Origin of the sequence: Paenibacillus donghaensis, from assembly GCF_002192415.1 — a bacterium.
Lineage (GTDB): Bacteria > Bacillota > Bacilli > Paenibacillales > Paenibacillaceae > Paenibacillus_AQ > Paenibacillus_AQ donghaensis.
Genome location: NZ_CP021780.1, coordinates 5,812,073 through 5,838,377, shown reverse-complemented (window position 1 = coordinate 5,838,377; position 26,305 = coordinate 5,812,073). Strand labels below are relative to the sequence as shown.

Below are 26,305 nucleotides of genomic sequence, written 5' to 3'. Positions count from 1 at the left end.
TGTATTGATGATGAAGAAAAAAAGCTTGGTATTGTTGTTGACTCTAGTGGTTGCCGTGATTGCCGGATGTTCGTCCGAAAGTGGTGGCAACAAGGTGAAGCTGGCCTATGTAGCTTGGGATTCAGAGATTGCCAGTACGTATGTGATCAAGGAAGTTCTAGAATCCAAGCTTGATGCTACAGTGGAAATGCTTCAGGTAGACGCGGGTCCCATGTGGGCCGGTGTTGCCGACGGCAGTGCCGATGCGATGGCTGCGGCCTGGCTTCCAGGCACCCATGCCTCTTATCTGGAGAAATACGGCAATGACGTCGACGATCTGGGGGTCAACCTGGATGGAACCAAAACCGGTCTTGCCGTTCCAGCTTATATGGACCTCACCTCGATTGAGGATCTGAAGAACAGCGGGGTTGCCGCTTCACTGAACAAGCGGATTGTCGGAATTGAGCCGGGAGCGGGTATTATGATGGCAACGGAAAAAGCCATGACAGAATATGATCTGAGCGACTACACGATGCTGGAAAGCTCGTCGGCCGCGATGGCCCAGGAACTTCAGAAGGCCTATGACAACAATGAGCCGATTGTGGTTACCGGCTGGACGCCGCACTGGATGTTCGCCAATATGGACCTGAAATACCTGGAAGATCCTAAGGGAGTATACGGTGGTGCGGAGCAAATTCATACCATTGCCCGTAAAGGCCTGCAGGACGATATGCCTGCGGTATATACCTTCCTGGATCAATTCCAGTGGACGCCGGGTGAGATGGAGCTGGTCATGGTTGATATTCAGGGCGGCATGAGTCCTGAAGAAGCAGCCAAGAAATGGGTGGACGGCAATCCAGATCAGGTTAACGCCTGGATTGCGGGTATAGAGTAACAATACAGATTTTACAGCTGATTAATTATTGTGCTATGATGTACACAACATTAGGCTACAATTTTGTAACCTGTCTACGGAATGATGATCCTCTCTTAAGCAAACCTTAAGTGTGAGTATGCTATGAAACACCCCGTAAGGGGTGTTTTCTTTGAAATAGAAGAACTTATTAATTTCACCTTAATCCTTATCCTTCTATTTCCTGCAGAAACGGATGCCTGAAAGCGATACGTAGTATCGCTGCTTCGGAAGCATACGCTTTCCAGAGGACGGCGAAGGCGTGTTTACTTGGAACCCGAGATGTGAAATAACCAACATGTTGAGTAAGCTTCTGCAGAGAGTTAAGAGAGGGGCACGCTCCATGACAGAGACGATTAACAGCTGGATTGACTGGTTGCTGCAGACGCTGGGCCTCAGCGGCCCTTCTATTCTATTTGCCACACTACCGCTGGCGCTGCTGCAGAGCTTGTTTGGATTTTTTCCATTTGCCATTCTGATTGTATTGCATGTATCGGAATTTGAAATTATTGGCGGAATGGTGATTAGCTGGCTGGCCTGTAATGTGGGGACGGTGCTGACCTATTTTTTCTTCCGGCGTTATTTGTATAATTGGTTCGACCGCAAATGGATGCATAAGCTCAAGCGGTATGATAAGTGGCAGAAATACCTGGACCGTTACGGGATATGGACGCTGGTGCTGCTGCGCACGGTTCCGATTGTGCCCAACAATATCATCAACCTGATGTCAGCGATCTCGCCGATCAAAGCCCCCGCTTTCATCTGGGGAACCGTACTCGGCAATATGTCCTATATCTGGCTGTTTGGTACAATTGGTTCCAGCCTGATTGTTCCCAGAGAGGAATGGAGCGGATTCCTTACCTGGTATGCGGTGTTTATGGCCATTCTGGTTGCGGTATTTATCCGCCGCCATTGGAGCCATCTGCAGGAGGACAAACGCAGTAGAATGCAATGAATTAGAAGAACGTTGCCCGGTGCAGGCTTGCACCGGGCAACGTTCTTCTTTTTTGGCTGCCTGCCGAATACGCTAGAGTATGTGGAGGCAGCTTGACCTCCGGTTAAGGCAGGAGGGGAGATGGCAGATGTGAGAATACGCAGATGGGGCAACCGCGGCCTGCGGCTGCCGGACTGGAGCCGGCTCGGACTGCCCGGGCCGGGCAGCAGCAAGGGCGGGGCATCCAGGATGCCGGGCAGAAGAGCGGCATTTCGGGCAAAGCCCGGCAGGGGGAGCGCGAGGCCGCAGGACTTGCCATTTGAAGCGGCTGGAAGCCGCAGACGGATATGGAAATCCCGCAGCACGGAGAAGAAACCGCTGTTCCGTGCTGTGGGATTGAGGAAAGAGGGGGCAGACGGCAAGGCGGGCAAACCGGGCAAGCCAGGCAAGGCGGGTAAGCCCCGCCACCGCCGCCGGTTCTGGCTGATCCTCTCGCTGCTGCTGGTGATTGGCATCCTGCAGGGGCTGCGTTATGTGGAGCAGCATTTGAAGCCGCCGATTCTGCATTTGGCCCAAATCCGGGTGAAGCAGATCGCCACCGAATCGATTAACAAAGCCATCACCTCCCAGGTCGCGGAGGGGGGAATGCCGAGGAGCTGATTGACTGGAAGACGGACAAGAATGGCAAAATATCCGGATTCATGCTCAATTACGCCGAGCATATGCGCATTACCTCGCAGGCGGCACAGGTGATCCAGTCCACGCTGCAGGAGTTGCATAATCAGACGGAGCATATTCCGCTCGGCCAGGCGCTGGGCAGTCCGCTGATCGCTTCCTTCGGGCCGGATATCCCGATTAAGATCGAACCGCAGGGCGCGGTTAAGGTGGAGCTGAACACCCGCCAGCAGAATGCCGGCATAAATATGATTTTGGTGGAGGTTTTTATTCATATCGTGACTGAGGTAGCGGTCGTGATTCCGTTTGATATGGAACCGCAGGTGGTGGATACGGAGATCCCCGTCTCTTACCTGATGGTCGTTGGCGATGTGCCTATGTACTATTACGACAATCAGGGCAAACCTGTGGGAGAGAACGGCAGCGCAGCTCCAGGCATCGCCATTCCCGCGCCTGCGGCAACCGGCAGCGGAGCGGATCAGAGCCATGCGCAGGGAGCAGTGCCAGCAGATCCCGACGGTGTGGAGGTCGATCCGGGTACCCCGGAAGCTGATCCGGGGGCCAATGCAGTTACAGGCGAGGGCAGCTAATGCGGAGCGGGTGGTTCTTTTAGTCTAAGGAGTAACCCGTAGGTGGCTATGGGGAAAATACCGCTAGTCCTCGCTTCATGTTCCGTTGCTATCGTATATGAGGAAATTCTCTATATCCACCTTGAATCTGCATACTGGTTACTACTTAGGACCCCAGCCATCCCCAAGTAGGTTTGCGCCTTCGGAGTAGTACAACAGAGGTGGCTATGGGGAAAAACTACCGTTAATACCTGGCTCATGCTCGATTGTCGTGTCTTATAGGGAAAAGTTACCACTACATCGTCCATTTAGGGCTTTTCGGAGCGGATAGGACCTCATTAGTGGTAAAATTCCCTATAAGCTCACCAGAACGCCCAACCTTCGTCCAACTAGTGGTAGAATTTCCCTATCATCTCTCACTGGACCTAAGTAGTAACGCATACTGAGACTAATTAGCGGTAATATTCCCTTTACTCAGGTGCCACAGAGAATGTAGAGTGTTGCCCTAGAGCATTCAGAGAAATTAGATGCGAAAGTGCATTTAATTTCAGCTGAAACTGGTGTTATCGGGTAAATAAGTGCGAATCTGCAACTATTTTCGATTAAAATGCTTTTTGAGCGCTCCAAATCCAAAATTAGATGCTATTACGCACTTATTTACTCTAAAATGCGAAAAACTGACGAATTAGATGCGGTTTTGCAACTAAATCGGTGGAGCAGACTAATGTCTATTTGATCCCTTCCATACAGAATTCTAAACTCCGGCATACCATGTGCGCAGCCGCTGCCTTTGCACCGCGGATATATCAATTCTGCACCGGATTTACCCACCATGCACTACGGATGTATTCATCATGCGCCCCGGCTGCAGCCTTCCTATGCTGTGCCCCCCAGTATTCCTGTCGGAGCTGCGGATGAAGCATTACGGCTGGTGGTTCCCCCCGAGAAGCTTCAGAACAGTAATGAACCTTGTCTGCCGATCAACACTGAAGGCAAATGCTCAAATCCTTCGATATTGTCATAGCAAAGAGGCGGTTCCAAGGATGCTATAGACATCCTTGGAACCGCCTCTTGCTCTTCTTGCTGTTCTCTTATAGAAACCTGCTTAGTTAATGAATTGCAATAACTTCAATGTCTTCTCAAGCATAGTTACGGCTTCCGCACGTGTAGCTTGCTTCTGCGGTGCAAATCTGCCGTCCGGTGTACCTTGGATAATTCCTTCAGCGGCAATCTCGGCCACTGATGATCGGGACCAGGCCGCAATACCGGCTGCGTCGCTGAATTTAGCCAGCACAGCGGCATCGGCAGTAAGTGTCTTGCCGGTGTACTTGATGGCCTTAGCCAGGATGCTGGCCATCTCCTGACGGGTAATCGGACTGGAAGGCATGAAGCTGCCGTCCGTGTACCCGGAGATTAGACCGGCTGCTGCTGCGGTACGTACAGCCTCCGCATACCATGCGCCTGAACTGACATCCTTGAAAGTAGTTTCTCCGCTTGCCGGAGCGAGTCCCAGAGACCGTGTAATCAATGCCGCGAATTCGGCACGGCTAATGGACTGCCCAGGCGAGAAGGTGTCTGCGCTGCTTCCGTTGATGATCAGCTTCGAAGCCAGCAGATCAATGGAAGATTTGGCCCAGTGTCCGGCAGTATCGCCGAAGGTCTGAGTGGAACGAACAACAGTGTAATAGCTGTTGCTGTTGCGTTTGATCGTTACCAGGGTTGTTCCGTCGGCCTTGGTTTCAAATACGGAAGGCACGAAGGACAGCTTGCCGGTAGCAGGATCAAATACTACAGCTGTTGCATTCTGCGGATTCAGGGAACCCGGTGCTGTAAGGGTCCGCGTAACATAAACGCTGCCGAAGCTGTTCAGCGGTACGCTTCTCTCCCCGGCTTCAGCAGTGATGCTGAATTCCATCACAGGCGCAGCTAGTGTTACAGAACCTTGTTCTGACGAGATCGCCTGATTCACGCTGCTGATGGCGGCAGCATCCGCTTGCAGGAGGGATACCGTGATTGTAAAGTCACTTGTACCCAACTGCCGGGCAAGAGCTGCTCCGTTGATTACGCGGACTGGCAATGAATAAGAAGCGCCGTTTGCAGTGAAAGTAAGGACAGTCTCAGGCCGGGCTGCCGCTTGCCGGGTAATCACACTGCCCGGAAGCACTATTCTTGCGCCGCCCGCGGATGCTGTGACTGGGATTACCAGCTCGTTGCTGCTGCTCGGCAGAGCGGCCAGCTGTGACGTCAGATCCGCTGCCGAAATGGTGGTAACCTGTGGCGAAGCAGCAGGTGCAGCTGTTGCGGCAGGTGTAGCCGTCGCTACCGGAGCTACCGGAGCTGATGTTGGCAGCGGTAGCGGTGGTGACGTCGGAGCTGGTGTCGGAGCTGCTCCCTGAAGGTCGGTAATGCGGCCTTCCTTGCCGATGGCTACAGTCCCTGCTTTGGTGAGATATTCAGTGAATACTTCATAATCCGGCAGGTACAGTTCATAATAACGTCCGTCAGCCTTGGCTTTGGCAAGTGAGCCATAGAAGTCTCCACCGCCAGCCATGAAGGAATTCGTGGACAGGATATAGTAGGCTGCCGGATCAATAGCGCTATAGCTTCCGTCAGCCTGTCTGATGTCTACGGATAGGATACGTTCACCCTTCTGCTGCAGTACATTTGTTGTGGGATGAATGATTTCCGGCTTCTTCATGGAGTCGTAGGTGTACCTCATGCCGGATACTTGAGCGAATCTTCCCTGATCCGTCTCCAGCCCGCTGACCCCGTTCTCCAGGGAGTCTATAATTTCTTGTCCGGTTACTTTCAGAGCTACGAGACTGTTGGAGAAAGGCATAACGGTCAGCACTTCTCCAAGTGTAATCTCGCCTTTGTCGATGCCGGCCCGGATGCCTCCGCCGTTCTGGATGGCGACAAAACCTTTGATGGAGGACAGTTCGTCTGGTGACAGCAGCTTGGTAACCAGCTCTTGGGACTTGCTGTTAATGCCGTCTGTAATCAGATTTCCAAGGTTGGTCTCCTCTTTGCGGACAACGCGTGTCGATTTGCCGTCAATTAGACGGTTCACGTTCAGCTCAACGTCCGTATTGCCGACCACCGTATTGCGGATCGTTGTTAGCTCAGCGTCATATTTGACCAGCATTTCCTTGGCCTGAGCATCATCGGCGAAAGTAGTGACGTCCAGCAGCTTGCCGTTGTAGGAGGTGATAACTCCCTTACCGTCAAACGCTACGTCCAGCTTCCCGAGATTTGCTCCGTATTCTCCGGTCTGAACAATCAACGTCCGTTCGTCGTCTTCATTCAAGACGACAGGCTGATCCAGCTTCGTATGGGAATGTCCGCCTACAATGACGTCGATGCCCGGTACTTGTTCTGCCAGCTGCCGATCTACGCTGTAGCCCAGATGGGACAGGGCAATAATTTTGTTGATGCCTTGCTCTTGCAGCAGTTTAACCGTGTTAGCTGCGCTTGTCTTGTAGTCCTCGAAGGCAATATTGCCGCCCGGTGAGGACAGACCCACGGTATCCTCTGTCGTCAGACCGAAGATGGCAACCTGTTCTCCGTAGACTTCTTTTACAACAGCCGGATAAATCTGGCCCTTCAGCTCCGAAGCGTTGTCGGCTATTACGCCAATCTCGTTCTTGTAGCTGCTCTTAAGCTCGTTGTCCTTGCTCATGAAATCAATGTTGGAGCTTACAAAAGGGAAGTTAGCTTTATCAACAAAAGACTTCAGTACAGGCAAGCCCTTATCAAACTCATGATTTCCGAAAGTCATGGCATCGTAGCCGATATAGTTCATGAATTCCAGGTCGGCAAGACCCTCGAATTTCGTGAAATACAGGGTGCCTGAGAATACATCGCCTGCGTCGAGCAGGAGGGTATTGCCGGTTCTTTCCTGCTTGATTGCCGTTACCCGCTTCACCACATTCTCTAGGTGACTGTGTGTGTCGTTCGTGTGCAGGATACGGAGCGAGAAGTCCTTATCCGTCTCCGGCAGCGGGCTGCCGTTCAGGTCAATGATCCGTCCTTCCACGGCAGAGGTTGCGGCAGTGATTGGTCCAACTGTGTCAATATAATTCGTCAATACCTCATAATCCGGCAGATACAGCAGATTTACACGGCCTTCATTGTAGGCTTTCTCAAGAGAGATGTAGAAATCTCCGCCCTTGGCTGTAAAAGCGTTGGTCGCCACTTCATAGGAGGCATTCAGGTCGATTGGAACATAGTTGTCTCCATTCTTCACTTCCATGCGCAGCACACGCTCATTCACCGGCTTCGTAGAGTCATAATAGAACTTCAGGCCAGCCACGTGCGGGAAACGCCCATCGGCTGCCGGTGTTCTGGAGACGCCGTTCTCCATCGCATCCTTGATCTCCTGGCCGGTCAGGGTAATGGTGACCAGATCATTGTTGAAAGGAAGTACCGTCAATACTTCGCCTTGTGTGATCGGCCCTTCATTAATAGAGTCACGGATACCTCCGCCATTCTGCAGGGCAATGACAGCCTTGGTTCCGGCTGCTTGGGCCGCGGAGAGCATGCCGTCTGCAATCAGATTGCCCAGGTTGGTTTCCTTGGTGCGCACATCGTTCCGTACGCCGTTCAGGACAACGTCAGACTGACCTACAACTTCGTTGGCCAACTCTTGGATGCCTGGCTTGTAGTACGTGTCCAGAATATGCTTCGCTTCAGGGTCTTCGGCAATATTGTAGACGCCGTCGGTTTTGGCATCAATCGAGATCAATTCGTTGTTCCATGAGGTCAGTACGCCTGCCTGATCGAACTCAACTTCGAGCTTGCCGAGGAACTGGCCTTTCTCACCTGTCTGTACAATCAGCTTCGGTGCAGCAGGGTCGCTGTTGTCCACAACAGCTTCATCCAGCTTCGTATGGCTGTGTCCGCCAACGATGATATCGATGCCGCCGACCGCACGGGCCAGCTTGACATCCTCATCGTAGCCGAGATGGGACAACACAATAATCTTGTTGATGTCTTCCGCTTGCAGCATAGCGACCGTTGCCTCTGCCTTGGCGAAGGCATCGTCGAAGGTGACTTGCCCCGGAGAAGCAATGTTGGCCGTATCTTCTGTAGTCAAGCCAACCAGACCGATCCGCTGCCCGTCGACTTCCGTAATCAGAGCAGGATAGATGGTTGCATCATCGCTTGGCAGGCCAATTTCGTTCTTGAACATTTTGTTTAGAATATCATCATTCGAGAAATTTACGTTGGAGGAGACGAACGGGAACTGGGCCTTGCCGATGAATTTGGAGAGCACCCCGGAATCCTTGTCGAATTCATGGTTGCCGAAAGTCATGGCGTCATAGCCCACCAGATTCATAAAGTCCAGATCCGCCAGCCCCAGATATTTGTTGAAATAAAGGGTGCCTGAGAACACATCGCCAGCATCTACCAGCAGAGGGTTCGTTGAGCTTGCCTTGGCTTCTTTGATTGCTGTCACGCGGCGCAGAACACTGTTCGGCGAGCTGCTGGTGTCCAGATTGGCATGGGTGTCGTTAGTATGCAGGATGGTTAGGGGGAAAGCAGTGCTTTCCGCGAAATCAAGCTGCGCCAATACCGCATCATGGTCGGATACCCGGCCCCTCGCCGGTGAGAAATCGGCATTCAGATGGACCACGTCAACCTCAGCGGCCGCCGTCAGATTCTTGCTGACCAGGATATGATCAAGTACCTGAGAGTTGCCGTCATAAGTGTAGGTATACTGCTCGTTAAGCGGCAGGGTATCAATCAGGTTGTCCAGCTCGTTGCCTTTCAGAATCTCTGCCGTCCGGGTGAACTGGAAATCATTCAGGTCACCGAGCGCAACAATGTTAGCATCCGGATTGGCGGTCACAATTTCTTGGACAAAACCGTTCACAACCGCGGCAATTTCATGCCGCTGTGCTTCACTGGAGAGCACGGGAGGCTGCACATTCCCGAAAGGACCGTTATCTCCGCCTTTGGAATTGAAATGGCTGGCGATTACGATGACCTTCTCCCCGCCAAATTCAAATTGGGCGGCAAGCGGCTTGCGCGAACTTGCGAAAGCAGGGTTCGTCGGATCAACCCGGCCTGGGTTATAAGTCAGCTTGTCTGTCACAGTATCGTAAGCGACAGCTTGCGTGGCGGTACCCTTGTCTCCGTTCACACTGTCTGCCAGCTGAACTCTGGCCGGATTATACAGGAAGCCTACACGAATGTTACCGCCCGGTGCACCGCCGTCCTTATTGTTCTCAGGGGCGATGTCAATATATTGATAGGCAGGGCCTCCGGCAGTCTGAATGGCCTGGATCAGCTCGGCTGCACTGGCTTCCACGGTGCCATTATTGGTTTCACCATTGCTGTCCTGCATCTCCACAACGCCGATGATATCCGGCTTCTTCATATTGGCTGTGATGGAATCAGCAAGCTTCTGAGTCTTGGCTGCTCCAACGCCCGGATAATAGTTCTCAATGTTATAAGAAGCGATTAACAGCTTGTCCTCATTGACTGCAAGTGTCGTCGTTTCCTGCTGGAACGTGCCGGCGTTAATTTCAGGCAGTGTGCCATTGGCAGGAATAACCTTGAAGTTGCCATTGTTGTAGGCGATGACGCCCGTAATATCTCCGGCAAAAGTATCTCCGGTGCTGACTTCCTTACCCGGATTGCCGTAAGCGATCAGGAGGCGCTGCGGGTTCAGATTTCCAGCACCCTTCAGCACTAGTCCACCAGCTGGAGTAATAACGTCTGGCGTACCATTGTCCACTCTTGTTGGAATGTTGTAGACTTGGGAATTTCCGTTGCCGCTGGTCCAGTATGGACTGAGAATGGTTGGTGTCGGCAGCTTGACAAGCATACCTTCCAGGGATTCATAGAAATCTATGGCATCCTCTGCCGGTTGAAACTCCTTCATTCCATCATTGTCGATAATGGAGGCTGGAATGGCCCGTCCATCTTTGCCAAGAACAATCGGTTCCGGCAGTTTCTGGCCTGTGTTTGGAAGTTTGGTAATTGAAGATAATGTGATTTGGGTAGAGGTCAGATTGCTGCTGCTTCCCTCATTGTATTCAGACACTTTGCCAGTAACGGACACGAGTTCTCCGATTGCCGGCTTCAGAGCGTTGTCTGTGCTGAATACGAAAATGCCTTCAGATGTATTTACGTTATCGTCCGGTTCAAGGTCTTGGATGAAGAAACCTTTGTATCTGCCGTCATTGAAATAGTAGCCGTATTGGGTGACGATTCCTTCTACATCAGTTACGGTTTGTTCTGCATATTCGGAAGTGTGTCCTTCTCCCTGGATATCATGAATACGCGGTGTTTCTGAAGCTGTGTAGGCAAAAGTATAGACCTCGCTGGTCTGTCCCTCTGCTACAGCAATTGCTGTGATTGTAACGTCTGCGTCAATGGTCAGTGGAGCCGAGTATAACTGGCTGGCCGGAGTTGGCATTGTCTTATCCAGTGTATAGTAGATAGCAGCGTCTACAGTCGGACTGGAGAGAGTAACCTTGCTGCCGGTAATGATGCGGCCTGCACCAGGGCTGGCCATAACGGACAGAGTCTTCTCCACCAAAGCATTCTCGTTTAGAGGAACGAATTGATAGACTGTATTGTATTGCTTGATCACGCCAGTGATACTCTCGAACGTGGCGCCTTCCACGAGCTTGGGCAACGCGGAATAGATGGTGAAGGATTGGCCGCCTTGGCTTGCTGTCACCGTGCTGCCGTTCTTCTTAGTGATGGTGACATCCTGGAGGGTGACCAGCTCAGCTTCGTGAGCCTCGCCGCTCGCTTCAGTCAGGTCTGCTGCTGTCAGCAGCTTCGGTGCAGGAACACCTGCATTTGGTTCAAGCACACTGTAGCCAAGTCCGGCTTGCGGCTTGATTTCCTGCAGATTGTTATAAATGTCCATAGAACCGCTAACTTCAACGCGGTCCCCAACTGCGGCAAATGCAGGGAAGTTATATAGCAGGATTGCACCGGAGTCATCCTGTATGTAGGTATCCGGTCCATCTATGTGTGTCACTATGCCTTCAGTCAAGACATTGTGTGCCTTGGCTGCGGTACGTGCGGCTGCGATAGTAGTCTTGGAGATAATGGTATAGTCAAAGGTTGAAACCGGGCTGTCTGGCAATCCCGGCTCTGAAGCGTATGCCTTGATTTCCGTATTCTCGCTTAATGTAATCGCTCCGGTGTACGGTTGATAGCTGCTTGTGCCGCCTGATCCGTAAACGGCTGCATAGACAGATGCACCAACGGTTGGTGAGCTAAGCGAAATTTCTGTGCCTGCCGGCCAGGCATTGGAGCTTGGGGAAGCAGTAACTGGACTTGCTTGAACAGGTGCCAGCCCATAGCGGCTGTTCCGCGGACTTGGTGCCTGGACTGCGAAGTCTGCGGCATTGTTGTCCGTATCCAGACCGCGGCTGTCTGCAGGCGCAGTTGGAGCGGCCTGGCGGATGGCGGCTGTTGTAGCGGACAGGGCTGGGGTCGGAAGGTTACCCTCGGATTTATTGCTTGTAGGTCCGTAGCCAACCAAATCAACGGTTTGGTCGGAGCTGTCTAAGAGGTCAACCTTTCCGGCCCCGCCAGCCATAGCCAGGCTGCCCGTGGCATCCGCAAGCGGCAGGTCTGCCCTGCCGCCAGTTCCCGCAGCTTCTTGAATCAGATAATAGCCATTTGCGGGAATGGTCCCTTGCAGATCTGTGGAGTTTTTGGTTGAGTCGAAGTTGCCTGTAGCACTGGCATAACGAACCTTCCAGCCTGTTAAATCCACGGCCTGATTAGTAGGATTATATAATTCAATGAAATCATTTCTAAACTCAGCTCCGCTGTTACCGCCGCCGCCGTAAACCTGTGAAATAACCACCTGGCTGTTATCCGGCGCTGCCTGGGCAGTTTGAGCGGCTGGCAATACATTCCCGGCTACCAACAAGGCAGCTAGTCCTGAGACCAACCATTTTCGCAATCTTAAGGATATAACCATTTGCTAAAATCTACCCCTCTCAAATACATTATTTGCAATCTACTAAAATAGGATAGCACTCTATTGTAAAATGAAAGTGTGCTTTACATTAATCTATATCAAAATTGTAATGAATAAAATTAATATAGGTAAATTTAGGATGAATGCACAAAATATGCGCTCTTTTTAGGCTGTTAAAATAAAAAGAAGCCCGCTTTGGTGTAGTTTTATAAAGTTTTTCAAGCGAATGTAAATTTAGTCCCACCCAGCTCATACACTGTAGGTAGCACAGCAATAATTATGGAGTGTGAGGGCGATGTCACATGAAGAGACGGAACGTCTGGCCGGACAGCCTCATCTGGTGGCGTGGCAGGAGATTCGCGGCAACTGAGCTATAGTGTAAAAGGCGCATGGGTACGCGTTGAACGTTAAAAGCCTGCGATGCGTCATCCGGGTTGCTAAGGACATCGATGTGGGGATTTATTGCAAAAGGGTGCAGGCGTACTAAGCGGTATTGTGCGTTAGCATAAGTAATAGGATTTAGCAGCATTAAGGCAGGTTTGTTCAGAACATTATGTGAGTGTCAGCTGCGCAGAAGGGTGGGCTTGGGCGAGCCTCTTGCGCTAAAGAGGGGTAGGGGTGAGGGAGAAGGGGTGTCGAAGATGGAGACCGAGAGAGAATACCCTGGTAGAGAATACCTGCAAAAGTACATCTTTTTCCGCTCCAGTAGAGTGTTGAAGAGAAATGCCTGCAAATATACATCTATTTAAAGGTGAATGGGCAAATTGTCCCCTTCGGACCGATAATACCTGCACATTTGCAGGTATTGTTCGCTCAAGCCCATTATTTAGCTGAAAAACTGCAGATTTGCAGGTTTTTGCTAGCTGCAAATTAGGTTGCAGGCTGATTAGTGTTCGAAGAGTCGAAGTTAACTCAAATGTCTGGCATTATCGACGTAATGTGCTCGTTTGCTTATAAACTAACCAGTCCCTGCTTATCGGCCACACGCGAGTAGCTTCCTACTGCTATATTACCTGCCTAAGCATTACAATCGGCGTATCTTCAGTCTGGCGGGGCGATCTTGCGAGCAGCAGCCAGGGGATGCTGCCGGACAACCTCTGCGCGTGCAGCTGCGGCGCAAGCTCCTCCGCCCGCAGCAGCTTGCGGTAGGCCAGGCCTACGGCGGCTGCGCAGCCGCCCGCCTGGCCCAGCTCCGGCTCCGCTTCGCGCGCGAGCCAGCGCCGCGCCACCAGCCACTCCGCGCAGTCTGCGGGAGTGGCAAGAGCACGCTGCCGCCCGGTATAGACCCTGCACCATTGCTTCCGTACGGAAGCCGGTGCTTGGAGTAAACCGTGCAGCAGCGGCTGGGGCAGCCTGCACCAGAGCAGGGATAGACCACCCTGCCGGTACAGGTCGATCAGGCTGCTCCAGGCTCCGGTCTGGAGCAGCAGCTGCGCTGCGTAACTAGATCGGCGGCGCACGATCAGCTCGCCGACCAGACCTTTTACACTGGCAGGCAGCGGGCCAGCAGACCAGCTTCATTCCTGACGATCATACATAACGAAATCAACGGTTTGCTCATGAGGTCTCCCTTCTCTGCTTACTGCGGAAGCTCCACTCTGTATGCCATGGCGTGTGGTTCAGCAGCGTTATGGCGGATTGAACAGCCTTGATATCCTCCTGAAGCGGCCCCTCCACCGCTGTCGATTCCAGCTTGGTTCCAGCCTCAGCCAGCTCCTGCAATGCCTGGTGCAGATAACAGAGCGCCAGTCCTGTGCGTGCCGCTTCCGGTTTGGCCTCCTCTTCCAGCGCCTGCCGGAACCAGCGGACAGCTTCGTCATAATGACCGTAATCATACAGCGTTTCGCCAATATAAAAGAGGATTGGCCCCTCCGCACGTCCCTCCTGCAGCAGCGTAATCCACAGTTCACCGGCCGCCTGCAGATCTCCCTGCTCATAGAAGGCCGCCGCCCTCACTCCGCTGTAGGCAGGGAAACGTTGGACCAGCCGTTGACCGATTGAGCTGCACTTCAGCCGCACGGATTGCCTTACCAGCGATGTAATCAGACTTGGAGGCAGCGGGAGAGAGGCGGCGGGTTCTACTACCACTTCCTCGGAATGGAGCAACACCTCTTTGCGCTCATCCAGGTGGAGTGCTACTGCACGCAGATGAGTACAGAGCGCCTCTGGCATAGCAGTGAACAGCGAATTCTGCAGGCTTCCGTACAGCTCCCACTGACAGAGGGCCCAGGCAGTCCAGCAGGCTTCAGGATATCCGCTGGACTGCTCCTGTTCCGTGGCTTGTGTTACTGTCAGTTCAGCCATTAAGGCATCGGCCTGCTGAAGCCTGCCGCTAATGATCATTGCCGACAGAGTGGGCAGGGCGGTACCCGGTTCCGGGGGCAATATCCCGTTGGACAGTTCGGCGAGCGCTCCGTAAGCCTCAATGTCACACAGCGTCTCGGCTATCGCCGCTCTGGCGGCGGGACTGTCTGTACCGGTAAGTTGAATAAGCAGCGCGGCAACGGCATCATCGGCCACCTCCAGCCGCTGAAAGGTGGAACTGATGCCCAATAGCGCGGGACGGTACAAGGGATGATGCGAAAGTGCACGATGGAACAGCCGGGCGGCCTCCTCCTGAAGGCCAAGCTGCTGGGAGATCACGCCCATGCGGTGCAACGGACGGAAGGTGTACATGCCGTGCTCACTCACATATTTCCCGCTGGACTTGGCAGGTTCAGGAAGCACCTCCGCGCGCTGATAGGCTCCAAAAGCGCGCTCCGGCAGTCCCTGCAGCTCCAGAGACTGGCCCTGCAGCATATGCAGATCTGGATAATCCGGGTAACGCTCCAGCTCATGGACTAACAGCGAGTCGAGCTGTTGCAGCTTGTTCCCGGAGAGATACAGCTTGCAGAGGTCCCGGATCATCGTAGGACGGTAGGAGACCCGCAGTGAAGCTTGGCGGATGGACTGGACAAGCAGCTCCTCAGCTTCCTGAAGCTGCCCTTCCTGGCAGCAGGTCACGGCCATGTTGTATAGGTGGAACGGATCATCAGGCTGCTGTTCCAAGGCCAGCTGCAGCAGCTTTTTGTTGCGGGTTGTTTTCTGTTTGCGGGCCATGATTTCCGGCAGATAACCATCGTGGAGCAGCACAATGTCACTGCTTTCGATGGCACCGGCACCATGCCTGCCCATAATGGATTCATCCACAGCCTCATGGATTATGCCGCTGTAACGATATCCCTGTCCATTGCGGAACAACCGGACAGCCCTGTGGCTCAGGTGATCTTCGGGATTAGGCCCTAGCCTGTTATCAATACTTACGGTGAAGGCTTGGGCGGATGCCGTCTGCAGCAGAGCGGTCAGATCGGCCATAGGGGTTAGCAGGACCTCGTCGGCATCCATGACAAGAATCCAATCTGTTGCAGCCTGCGCAAGTCCGTGGTTTCGGGCGGCAGAGAAGTCATCGTTCCATGCCAGCTCATACAGTCTGGCTCCATAACTGCGGGCAATGGAGCGGGTTTCATCGCCGGACCCTGTGTCGGTGACGACGATTTCATCAGCCCCGGCAAGGCTTTCCAGACATCTTGGCAGGAGATCAGCTTCGTTTTTAACAATGAGATGGACTCCCAGCGTAATCTTGTTCACCTGTATTCCTCCCACTATAAATTAATATTTTCTCTTGTTTGCTCACTCGTTCTCAGGTTTTCATTCATTGACAGATTGAGAGTTGGAATAGTCATGTAAGGATGACATTATTTTCTGGAAGAGCCGGTGGCGGGAATAGAGAGTGGGGGAGTTATCCCCAACCCAAAGATACATTCTGTAATCGCACTTTGGATATCCACACCTGTCTCTTGACGGCTTACCCTCCCATGTCACGCGGGGTCTTTGCCCTTACATTCCTTCGTTCTGCCTCTCAAGAGGTGGACGCCGTTTCTTGCTCCTTTACAGGGTCGTTGCCCTTATGGAATTGATTCCTGCGGCTGCTCCGTGCTTCTTTTGTCTTTGGTGATTCCTACTTCAATGAGCAAAAAGAGTCTGGTCTTTTCTTAAGCTGCCATCTGTAGCTGGGCCAGACGTACCGGCCCTAACACGTCGTTAGCGTCGTACGGAATTCGCTTCGTACCGAGTGTATGCAGGACGCGTATAAGTTTTCCGCATAACGCCACAAGGGATTGCTTTTTCTTCAATGGATTCTGACTTCGTGTCGTAAAGTACTGGTGCAGCGCCTTGAACTCCGCGTTCTTCGCTACCATGGGCATGACCGCCCGGAACAGCAGGGCTCTTAGCCTTGCACGTCCACGTTTGGTAATGCTGGACTTGCCTTTTTTCTTTCCTGAACTGTTTTCTTTGAGATTCAGTCCGGCCAGCCGTATGATCTGCTGTCCGTGCTCGTAACTGCTTAGGTCCCCTACTTCTGCAAGGAACCCCGCCAAGGTGACTACGGCCACACCCGGCACAGTGAGCATCTCCTTCGTTCCCGGAATTTGTGCAAGTAGACGTTCCACCTCGACCAGAATCTCTTCGAGTTGTCTGGCGAACATTTCGTACTGCTCCAGAAGCGTTTTAATCTCTATTTTGGCTGCGGGAAGTCCTTCGGTAAGCCCGATGGATCTTCTTGCAGTTTCGACCAGTTGCTCCGCTCGTTTCGTCCCTACGGCGCGCTTCACGTCTTTCTTCCATCGCTTCACAATGGCCTCTGTACCGAGCGCTACGATCTCTTCTGGCGTCGGAAACTCGCTTAACGTAATAAGGGAGGCTTTCCCCTCCCAGTCTTTAAAAACCTTTGTATACTCCGGGAAAAATCGATCCTGCCAGTTCTGCATTCGTCTTTGTACCTGCCCGAGGTTCACCATGATTTTCTCGCGAAGATTCATGAGAATCCGCAGATCTGCATAGAGGTTCGTCGGCAGTTTCGGTTCGCTGTACTTCCCGTTACGCACTAAATCGGCAATGACTTTTGCATCCTTATAGTCGTTTTTCGTCGGTGAGTTGTCTTCCAGTTCTTTGCTTTTGTGTACATGATGCGGATTGACGATGACCAAAGGAATCCCTTGCTGTCCCAAGTATTCGGCCAGATTAAACCAGTAGTGTCCGGTAGGCTCAATGCCAAAGAGGACGTCAGTCTTGGCATGCTCCTGCTGAAGCTCCTTCATCCACTGAACCAGTTGTTCCAGCCCGGTACGGGTATTGGAGAACACACAGTCCTTTCCCAGTTCAATGCCCCGAAAGTCGATGGCACGGGCCACGTGGGTTTCTTTAGCAATGTCTGCGCCTACGACAAGGGTCTTGTCAGAAATTCGTGTAATCCGTTGATTCTGTTTCTTCGATTGTTTATACTTCATGTTGAGTGCCTCCTGCGCTGGAATTTGTTCTTTGGACGGAACGTTTCCCAGTATACAGTTGGCGCTTTTTTCTTTCAAACCTCAATTTAATTCATTACAGGAATGGCTCCTTGTACGCTATTGGATGGGCGTGAATGTGCCGCAGCGATTGGGCGGTCTTTACCATGCTTGTACTTGTGCCTATGTAGACACAGCCTGTTCGTCAAAAGAAAGAGTACATGGACATCCATGTACTCTCCAGTGTCTCTACATTGTATGAAGTCCCTAGGGTTAGGTTCCTTGGGCATCAAAAATAACATTGATCGTAGAAGCTGCTCCCGGTGTTGCCGACTGGTAGGCCAGGCGGGTGTACTTCAGGAACCGCGACGGAACAATGACATCTACTGAACCTGCCGGCAACGGATTCTCTCCGGTGGTATCCACGAAATAGTTGGTTCCATCCGCGCTGATCTCCACTAGGGTATTCACCGGATTGGCCCTTGCCGGCAGAGGTGTATACGCGTCTGCCGTCGTGATGCCAGGAGTCTCCAGCTCAAGGAAGCTGTGCTGGGAGATGGAGGTTACGCTGCTGAGTGTACCGGCGGTGATGGTCGCTCCGAGCACACTGGTGACCCTATCGTTGACGATAGCATCCAGCAGCACAGCTGCGACTGGCGGAATGAATTGGTGGGAATACTAGAAGAGGAGGAGTGTTATGCCTAACCGTTATGTTTTTAACGACCCGGATCAGCGGATCAACAACACCGGCAGCAGAACCGTCTATATGTCCGGTATCAGCGGCAGTATTGGAGGGACCTCCTTGCTGTCGGCAATCTCCGGCGGCTTAACGATTATTAAGGAAGGGACGATCAGGTCGCCTGCAACCCTAGTCCCCGTGAACAACAATCTGGGCAGCAGTGCAGCAAGCACGGCAGCCATTCAGTCGTCGAGTGCAGCCATCAGCGGGGGAACCCCCCTGTTTGCCTATCAGCCTGGTATGGTGGGAGGCGTGAAATAGCTTTTGGGAGTTCTTTTATGAGAAAATAGATCAGACAAGCATCAATCACCCACAATATAGCGATAAAGTGAGGGCCGATAATGGACAGTTGCTTATTCATTCACGGATTCACCGGCGGCGAATATGAAATTTCGCCATTGTCCGCTTTTATGGAGCAGAACGATTACCGTTCCAGGACGTTTACACTGCAAGGCCACGGCGGGAGCAAGCGGGATCTGCAGCAATCGGACAGATTTGGCTGGCAGAAGAGCGCGGAGGATGAGCTTGCTGGGCTTCTGGAGACGGAGGAGCGGGTGCACCTGATTGGTTTTTCCACGGGAGCCTTGATTGCTTCGGAGCTGTCTGTGCGTTATCAATCACGGATTAAGTCACTTACGCTGCTGTCTGCGCCGGTGTTTCCGATCAATCCCGTAGAACTGCTGAAGACGTTCGTTAACCCGCAGATGCTGAGGAATTACCTTAGCAAATTCGGCTCCACCCCGGCCAAAGCGACACGTGAATTTCAGCGGCTGGTGCGTGAGAGCTTTGCGGTGTACCCGCAGATTCAGACCCCTACCTTGATCGTGCAGGGCAGCCGGGACCATCTGGTCAAAACCAAAAGCGCATACTATCTGCAGCAGACCATCCCCACCAGCCACAAGCAGGTGCTGCTTGTGGATCAGAGCGGTCATATGGTTTGCCACTGTGCAGACAAAGAGCGGATCCTGAATCAGGTGCTGCAGTTTATTCGCAATACTGATGAATGACCGCACCCTTAATGTAATGCAATAAGCTTCAGCTCAACCCCTATCCTTCCATATCCAGCAGAAACGGCTGCCGCTCTTAGGGCTGCCTTTTTTGTTATGTACTTGACAGGAGAACGGAAGACATGGTAATTTTTAGTGAGGGAAACCGGTTTCCCCAAAATCATGCAAATATGCAGTTAAACGCGCGGAAAGGACTCTTTGCAGGCTGGTCGATGTGTGAAAGAACAAGTTATGAAGTGTTATGTATACGCTTTATTATGAGAGGGAGATGAGAAATGACACGCAAGCGTTCGCTTATTCCCGTTCTGATGCTGTCCATTGTTCTTTCTGTCGTTATTCAATTCCTAGTCCTGGCACCTGCCCGGGCAGACGCAGCCAGTATAGGCACTGTCAACGAGAACGACACCATTTATCAGATTATGGTAGACCGTTTTAATGATGGAGATCCATCCAATAATGCCACCGGTGCGGCTATCCGTTATGGCGAGAATTCGGAGGAGGATTTCCGCTATATGAAGGGCGGGGACTGGCAAGGCATTATCGATAAGCTGTCCTACATTCATAATATGGGTTATACCGCGATCTGGATCTCTCCGGTTGCCGAACCGCAGGTGACCAGCCGTGACAACAACGGCACCGGCAAGAACACGGCTTACCACGGATACAACGTCAAAAATCCCAACGCTGCCAACCCGTACTTCGGTACGAAGGAGAAGCTGAAGGAGCTGGTGGATTCCGCCCATGCGCTCGGGATCAAGGTGATTATTGATATCGTGCCGAATCATATCGGCGATTATATGCTGGGCACCCAGGCTTTTTATGATATCCCTTCTTTGCAGCCGGCAGCTCCATTTAATAACCCGGCCTGGTACCACCATAACGGTGACATTAACTGGGCGCTTTCCGACGGAAGATATGACCAGTGGGCTCAGGACTATATCGAGAATCATGATCTTGCCGGGCTGGACGACATTGATTTCGATGTGCCTGCAGCGAAGCAGGCGGTGTTCAGCTCGATCAAAGCCTGGTTCGATTATACGGGGGCCGATGGTGCGCGTGTCGACGCCGCCAAGCTGATGAAGCCCTCAGACATCGGCGAGCTGCAGAATCTGCTGGGCGTGAATACGTTTGGCGAGAATTTCGACGGCAATGCCGAATTTGTCTCCCGCTGGTTAGGAACGGGCAAGGAGTGGGGGATGCTGGATTTCCCGTTGTTTTTCCCGATCCTCAACAGCTTTGCTTACGGCCAGTCCTTCGATTCCACGATCAAAAGCACACTGGCACTCGATTCCTACTACAACGGGAATGCCAACCACATGGTTACCTTTATTGATAATCATGACCGCAACCGCTTCTTGACCGAAGCCGGCGGGAGTGTGGAGAAGCTGCAGAATGCCCTGTCCTTTATCTTTACGGTACGCGGCACACCGGTAGTCTTCCAGGGAACCGAGCAGGACAAGGGCAATGGCAACGGCCAGATCATCACCGGCGGCATCGCCGATACCTGGAACCGCTGGTCGATGGTCAAGCGCGATGCGAGCGGAAATGTGCTGACGAACTATTTTAACGAGAACGCCAGCACCTTCAATCATATCGCCAAGCTGAATCTCATCCGCCAGAATAATCCGGCGCTGCGTACGGGAACCCAGCGTGAAATGTGGTCTGCGCAGAATCTGTATGCCTTCTCCCGGCGCATCGACAGTGGAAGCAATCTGGGCCAGGAGGTTATCTCTGTATTCAGCAATAAAGCAAGCGGCTCTCAGACGGTAACCCTTCCGCTGCGCGCCGAGAGCACACTCAGTGTGGGTACAGTGCTGATCAACCAGTTCAATGTGGCGGATACGGTAACCGTGCAATCCGGCGGTGCTACCGGCAAGCAGATCACGGTCTCTGTAGGTGCTAATTCGGCCAAGATTTATGCTAAAACACAGCAGCCGGTAGACACCACAGCACCTACGGTTCCAACCAATGTGACAGCCACAGTGCAGAGTGCGGCAAGTGTCAAGGTGAGCTGGACAGCCTCCACCGATATTGTCGGGGTCACGGGATACGAAATTTACCGCAACGGAGTCAAGGTAGGCACCTCTTCGACTACTTCGTACACAGACACCGGGTTATCGGCCAACACTTCATACAGCTATAGTGTAAAAGCCTATGACGCGGCCGCGAACCTGTCGCTACTAAGCGCAATCGCCAAGGTGACCACTCCCGCAGGCAACAATGTCACAATCTACTACAAGCAGGGTTATGCGACGCCGTATATTCATTACCGGCCTGTTGGCGGTACCTGGACGACGGCTCCAGGCGTAGCCATTCCGGCTTCCGAGGTGGCAGGATATAACCGAATTACGATCAACATCGGCTCGGCTACCCAGCTGGAAGCTTGCTTCAACAACGGCGGCAGCACCTGGGACAGCAACGGCGGCAGCAATTACCTGTTCGGCACCGGTACCTGGACGTACACTCCGACCGGCACAATCCAGTCGGGCGGACCTGTAGCACCGACGCCAACTGTAACGCCAACGCCAACAGCGAGTGCCACGCCGACGCCGACTGTGGCGCCGACACCAACAGCGAGTGCCACGCCGACGCCAACTGTAGCGCCGACGCCGACAGCGAGTGCCACACCGACACCGACTGTGGCGCCAACGCCAACGGCGAGTACCACGCCATCGCCAACCGCGAGTCCTACACCTTCCCCAACGCCGACGGCTGGCGCGGTAACGATCTATTACAAGAACGCCGCTTTTAGCAGCTCCTACATCCACTATAAGCTGGACGGTTCGAGCGTGTGGACGACGGTTCCCGGGGTGCTGCTGCAGGATTCGGCCTTCCCAGGCTACAGAGCCGTTACGGTTCAGCTGGGTAATGCCTCCGGTTTGACGGCAACCTTCAATAACGGCAGCGGCAGCTGGGATAACAATGGCGGCAGCAACTACCACTTTGCCGCAGGCACATGGAGCTTGGTGAACGGCAATACCGCAGTGGGGGAACCCCAGCCGGATGGTGTGACGTTCCGGGTGAGCGTGCCTGCATCGACTCCGGCGGACGGACCGGTGTACCTTACCGGCACGTTTAACAGCTGGAATGCGGCCGATGCCGCTTATCAGCTGACCAAAGGCAGCGACGGCGTCTATTCCAGCACGCTGAGCCTGCCTGCTGGAACAGCAGTGCAATACAAGCTGACACGCGGAAGCTGGGCCACGGTCGAGGTCAGCTCTAGTGGAGCTGACGTTACGAACCGGACGCTGACCCCGTCTGGCGGGGCGCAGTCTGTAACGTTGTCCGTGCAGCGCTGGAAGGACCAGTAGCACTGCCTTTAGATTTGAGATTTCCATTAGGGCATAACTGGTAAGAGAAGCAAGCTTGTTGTGGAGCTTGACGTTCCGAGCCAATGTAGGTGGGGTGATGTACAGGTCAGGCGCGGATTATTGCAGAGTGCTATTGGGTAGCTGGAGCGAGGTTGTTAGAAGTGTGTGTGGAGCGTAAACGCCGAAATTATCTGCATAAGCTAACTAATATCTCCATAAGAAAAAAACGCAAATGGTAATGCGCTATGCATCTAAGGTACGGCGCTGGAGTGAGAGTTCTGACGCTGATCCGAATTGTCGGTGTTTGATCAACCTGGGACTGATAAGTCCCTTATTTTCAAGCTTGAGTAAATAAATGCAAATCAGCACTTAATTCCGCCCATTTGTGCAATTATGAGTAATTAAGTGTCGAAAGTGCAACTAAATTCCTACGTTGGAGCGATATTCGGCCAAATGGGCTGGATTAGATGCACATTTGCACTTAATTAGTTGAAAGTCTGAAATAGGCTGAAATTAGTTGCAGTTCTGCACTTAATAGGTAGGCTGGGTGCACTCGATGCTCAGAAATGCATACCTATTGAGGACTCGGCTTTAATTAGGAGGCTTAAGAATAAGAAGACTAAGAGAGAGGTTGAGAAAAATAAGGGATAAATCCCTTATTTAAAGCCAGATTGGTCTGAGTTCGAGGAAAATAAGGGATAAATCCCTTATTTTAAGCGGATCTGGTTGGTGGCAGGAGTATCGGCATATTTACTGCTTATAATGTACCGCCGGTGACCTGACCCGGCCATTAATGCTTTCCAAGCCAAGGAGCGGTTCCCCGCAGGGACCGCTCCTTGGCAAGTTTTCGCGTAGCCCCGCCGCCGAAACCACGCTCACTGGTGATCGCACCTCGCGCCGCCTGACCGCGTCCGCGCCGCCTGTCGGCACCCCTGCTCGCCATCCGCGCCGCGCGCGGCCTGGCCTCACCGTCGGTGCCGCACACCTCCCTGCATCAGCGCCCCCCGGCGCCTCTGCGCGTGGACTCGCGCGGGATCAGCTCCGGCTCCAGCAGCAGCTGGCGTGAGGGGGTTTCGCGGCTGCGCAGCCGCTCCATCAGCCACTCGCCGGAGGTGATGCCAAGCTGGAAGGTATCAAGATTAAGCGCCGTAAGCGGCGGCGTGGTATAAGGCGATAGCGGATAATCGTCAAATGCTGCGATTCCCAGCTGGGCCGGCACGTCAAGCCCCAGCTCTCTGGCCGCCCGCAGTGCGCCAAAAGCGACATAGTTGGTCATGCAGACCAGCGAGTCGGGGCGCTCCTCCAGCTGCAGCAGCTGCAGGGCCGCACGGTAGCCGACCTGCTCATCGGCTTCGCCATGAATGATCCATTCCGGGCGGACTGGCTGCTCTGCCTGCTGCAGCGCCTGCAGATAGCCGTTTAGACGGCGGGTAAGAATCTGCTCGCCCTGCTCGCCGCCCACAAAAGCGATCCGTGAGTATCCCTCGGCAAGCAGATGCCCCGTCAGCAGGCTGCCGCCCAGCTTGTTGTCGAAGTCGACCCAGCTGCCCGGGGCGTTAATCTCGCCGATGGAGATGTAGGGGAACTTCAGCCGGTCCAGCTCGGCGGACAACTCCGGTGTAATCACCGAATTGTTGGCAATGATGCCGTCAACACGCTGGTTCAGCACCAGCCGGTTCATGAAATGGTCCTCGGGCTGACTGTGCTGCACATTGCAGATCGTCAGCTCATATTTCAGCGGACCGATGACGCTCTCAATCCCGCCGATAATATTGTAGAAGAACTGGTTGAGGAATTCGCTCTCTTTTGACATATCCACCAGCAGTCCGACGGTGAAGCTGCTCTGTCTGGCGAGTCCGGTAGCGATGCTGCTGGGCGTATAATTCATCTGCTTCATAATTTCCCGGACTTTGCGTTTGGTTTCCGGAGAGATTTTGGGAGAATCATTGAGCACCTTCGACACGGTGGATTTAGCCACACTGGCTGCTCTGGCCACATCCGAGATTGTTACTTTCATAGCATGACCTCACGATCTACGGCAGTATTTTAAGAATCTATATGCTTCACGCCATAAATTATCCTTCTATTTCTCGCAGAAACGGATGCCGCCTTTATACAAAGGGCGGCGAAGCCGTTTCTTCTCATCCATAATAACATATATATAGTAAGCCCTCTAAAAGGAGAGTCGATATCCATGCGTCAGCCCTTATTTATGTATCATACCAGCGGAGACCCGTTTGCTTGTCCGGCAGGCGAGGGGCTGCTGAAGCTCCGCCTGTTCGTGCAGGCCGGGGAGCAGCTGTGCTGCACCGTAATCCATACGGACCGTTATCATTCACCAGGCAGTGAGCTGCCGCGCCCCATGGAGCGGATCGGCTGCGCCGGAAGCTATGACATTTATGAAGCCGTGATAGAGCTGCCTGAGCGGCGCAGCCGGTATTTGTTCCATGCGGAAGCGGCAGGCGGCGAGTTTGTCTGGTACGGAGAGCGGGGCGTGTCGGTCAACCGTGAACAGGCCGGCTCTTTCCAGTACGCCTATCTGCATCATTCCTACGCTACGGCGCTGCCTTCCTGGAGCGGAGAGGCGGTGGCCTATCAGATTTATCCCAGCAGCTATAATCAAGGCAATCTGCAAGGCATTTCTGACAAAATCCCTTACCTGCAGCAGCTGGGCATAACGCTTATTTACATGACGCCTGTATTTGCATCTCCCTCTGACCATAAATACAATACCTCCGATTATTACACCATCGATCCTGTGTTTGGAGACACTGAACAATTGAAAGCTTTGGTCAGCCGGGCGCATGAGCATGGAATCAGGGTAGTGCTGGATGCGGTGTTTAATCATTCCGGGGATACTTTTTTTGCGTTCAGAGATGTGCTGGAAAAAGGGGAGCAGTCCCCCTACAGGGACTGGTTCTTCATCCGCTCCTTCCCGGTCACCACGTGCCCTATGCCGAATTATGAAACCTTCGCCAAAGCGGAGGCGCATATGCCGAAGCTGAATATGAATCATCCTGAGGTTGCGGATTACATGCTGGGGGTGGCGAAATATTGGGTCCGTGAGGCGGGGATAGACGGCTGGCGACTGGATGTCGCCAATGAAGTCCACCCCGAGTTCTGGCGGCGTCTGCGCCGCGAGCTGAAGGCGGAATTCCCCGAGCTGCTGTTGATCGGAGAGATTATGCATGATTCCGGGCCGTGGCTGAGGGGTGATCAGTTTGATGGGGGGATGAATTATATATGGCGCGAGGCGCTGCTGGAATTTTTTGCACAGCAATCGATTGGACCTGTTAGGTTTATGGAACAGCTGCTTCACCAGGAGGCGCTATGCAATGACCAGGCGAACTCGGCGATGTTCCAGCTGCTGGGCAGCCATGATACGCTGCGGTTTCTGACGGCATGCAAGTTAGGCGGACGCGGCTGGGACCGGGAGATGACCGCAATAGAGCGGATGCGGCTGGCTGTTTTTGTGCAAATGACTTATATCGGCATTCCAATGATCTATTACGGCGATGAGGTGGGGATGGAAGGGGCGACTGATCCTGACTGCAGAAGACCGATGCTCTGGCAGGAGGAGACACAGAATACTGAAATGCACACCTGGTACTGCCAGCTGATTGCGCTCCGCAGAAGCCACGCTGCCCTGCACTCCGGCTCCTTCCGCCCATGGTTTACAGATGAGGTCCGCAATGCGTTCGGGTATGTGAGGCAGCATGGCAGAGACAAAATAGCGCTTGTGGTCAACAACTCTCCGAACCGCTATTCCCTGGAGCTAAACCAGTTCCGAGCGGACCGGAATGTGCTGACTGATCTGCTGTCCGGACTGACGATCCGTAATACCAGCAGGCTGATTGTGGAGATTGAGCCGTTTGGCTGCCTGATGCTGCATTAA

The 26,305-nt window shown here is 53.1% G+C and carries 12 protein-coding genes and 1 pseudogene; 7 read left to right on the top strand and 6 right to left on the bottom strand.

Translation table 11 applies throughout. The annotated features are described in order from the left end of the window. Positions 1-7 precede the first annotated feature (7 nt). From B9T62_RS26390 to yunB, 3 genes and pseudogenes are all read left to right on the top strand, one after another. Positions 8-874: a glycine betaine ABC transporter substrate-binding protein gene (locus B9T62_RS26390; RefSeq protein ID WP_087918005.1), complete on the top strand. Its 867-nt coding sequence runs from the start codon at positions 8-10 to the stop codon at positions 872-874. 361 nt (positions 875-1,235) lie between these two features. Beyond that, a complete protein-coding gene (locus B9T62_RS26385) occupies positions 1,236-1,847 on the top strand; it encodes a TVP38/TMEM64 family protein (protein WP_087918004.1) in 612 nt (203 codons plus the stop codon). A gap of 462 nt (positions 1,848-2,309) precedes the next feature. After that, positions 2,310-3,091, top strand: a pseudogene (gene yunB / locus B9T62_RS26380) (sporulation protein YunB). A gap of 1,084 nt (positions 3,092-4,175) precedes the next feature. Here yunB and B9T62_RS26375 read toward each other — a convergent pair. From B9T62_RS26375 to B9T62_RS26355, 5 genes are all read right to left on the bottom strand, one after another. Then, positions 4,176-12,029, bottom strand: a complete 7,854-nt coding sequence (locus B9T62_RS26375; protein ID WP_087918003.1) for a 5'-nucleotidase C-terminal domain-containing protein — start codon at positions 12,027-12,029, stop codon at positions 4,176-4,178. A 1,004-nt stretch (positions 12,030-13,033) separates the two neighbouring features. Then, complete coding sequence (locus tag B9T62_RS26370; protein ID WP_087918002.1) at positions 13,034-13,489, bottom strand: hypothetical protein; 456 nt, start codon at positions 13,487-13,489, stop codon at positions 13,034-13,036. A 97-nt stretch (positions 13,490-13,586) separates the two neighbouring features. Next, positions 13,587-15,656, bottom strand: coding sequence for a glycosyltransferase (locus B9T62_RS26365; protein WP_157794021.1), 2,070 nt, complete (start codon positions 15,654-15,656; stop codon positions 13,587-13,589). Between the two features lie 404 nt (positions 15,657-16,060). Then, positions 16,061-17,356, bottom strand: a complete 1,296-nt coding sequence (locus B9T62_RS26360) for an IS110 family RNA-guided transposase (protein ID WP_087917418.1) — start codon at positions 17,354-17,356, stop codon at positions 16,061-16,063. A gap of 270 nt (positions 17,357-17,626) precedes the next feature. Further along, positions 17,627-17,998, bottom strand: coding sequence for a DUF6385 domain-containing protein (locus B9T62_RS26355; RefSeq protein WP_211296356.1), 372 nt, complete (start codon positions 17,996-17,998; stop codon positions 17,627-17,629). 52 nt (positions 17,999-18,050) lie between these two features. On the opposite strand from B9T62_RS26355, the gene B9T62_RS26350 reads away from it, so the two are divergent. From B9T62_RS26350 to B9T62_RS26340, 3 genes are all read left to right on the top strand, one after another. Continuing rightward, entirely contained in the window at positions 18,051-18,353 is a 303-nt protein-coding gene (locus B9T62_RS26350; protein ID WP_087918000.1) for a hypothetical protein, read from the top strand. 80 nt (positions 18,354-18,433) lie between these two features. After that, entirely contained in the window at positions 18,434-19,099 is a 666-nt protein-coding gene (locus B9T62_RS26345; protein ID WP_087917999.1) for an alpha/beta hydrolase, read from the top strand. A 275-nt stretch (positions 19,100-19,374) separates the two neighbouring features. Next, positions 19,375-22,410: an alpha-amylase family glycosyl hydrolase gene (locus B9T62_RS26340; protein WP_087917998.1), complete on the top strand. Its 3,036-nt coding sequence runs from the start codon at positions 19,375-19,377 to the stop codon at positions 22,408-22,410. A gap of 994 nt (positions 22,411-23,404) precedes the next feature. On the opposite strand, the gene B9T62_RS26335 is transcribed toward B9T62_RS26340, so the two are convergent. Continuing rightward, the gene (locus tag B9T62_RS26335; protein ID WP_087917997.1) at positions 23,405-24,427 is read right to left on the bottom strand and encodes a LacI family DNA-binding transcriptional regulator; all 1,023 of its coding nucleotides are present in this window, start codon (positions 24,425-24,427) and stop codon (positions 23,405-23,407) included. A 177-nt stretch (positions 24,428-24,604) separates the two neighbouring features. On the opposite strand from B9T62_RS26335, the gene B9T62_RS26330 reads away from it, so the two are divergent. Continuing rightward, complete coding sequence (locus tag B9T62_RS26330; protein ID WP_087917996.1) at positions 24,605-26,305, top strand: alpha amylase N-terminal ig-like domain-containing protein; 1,701 nt, start codon at positions 24,605-24,607, stop codon at positions 26,303-26,305.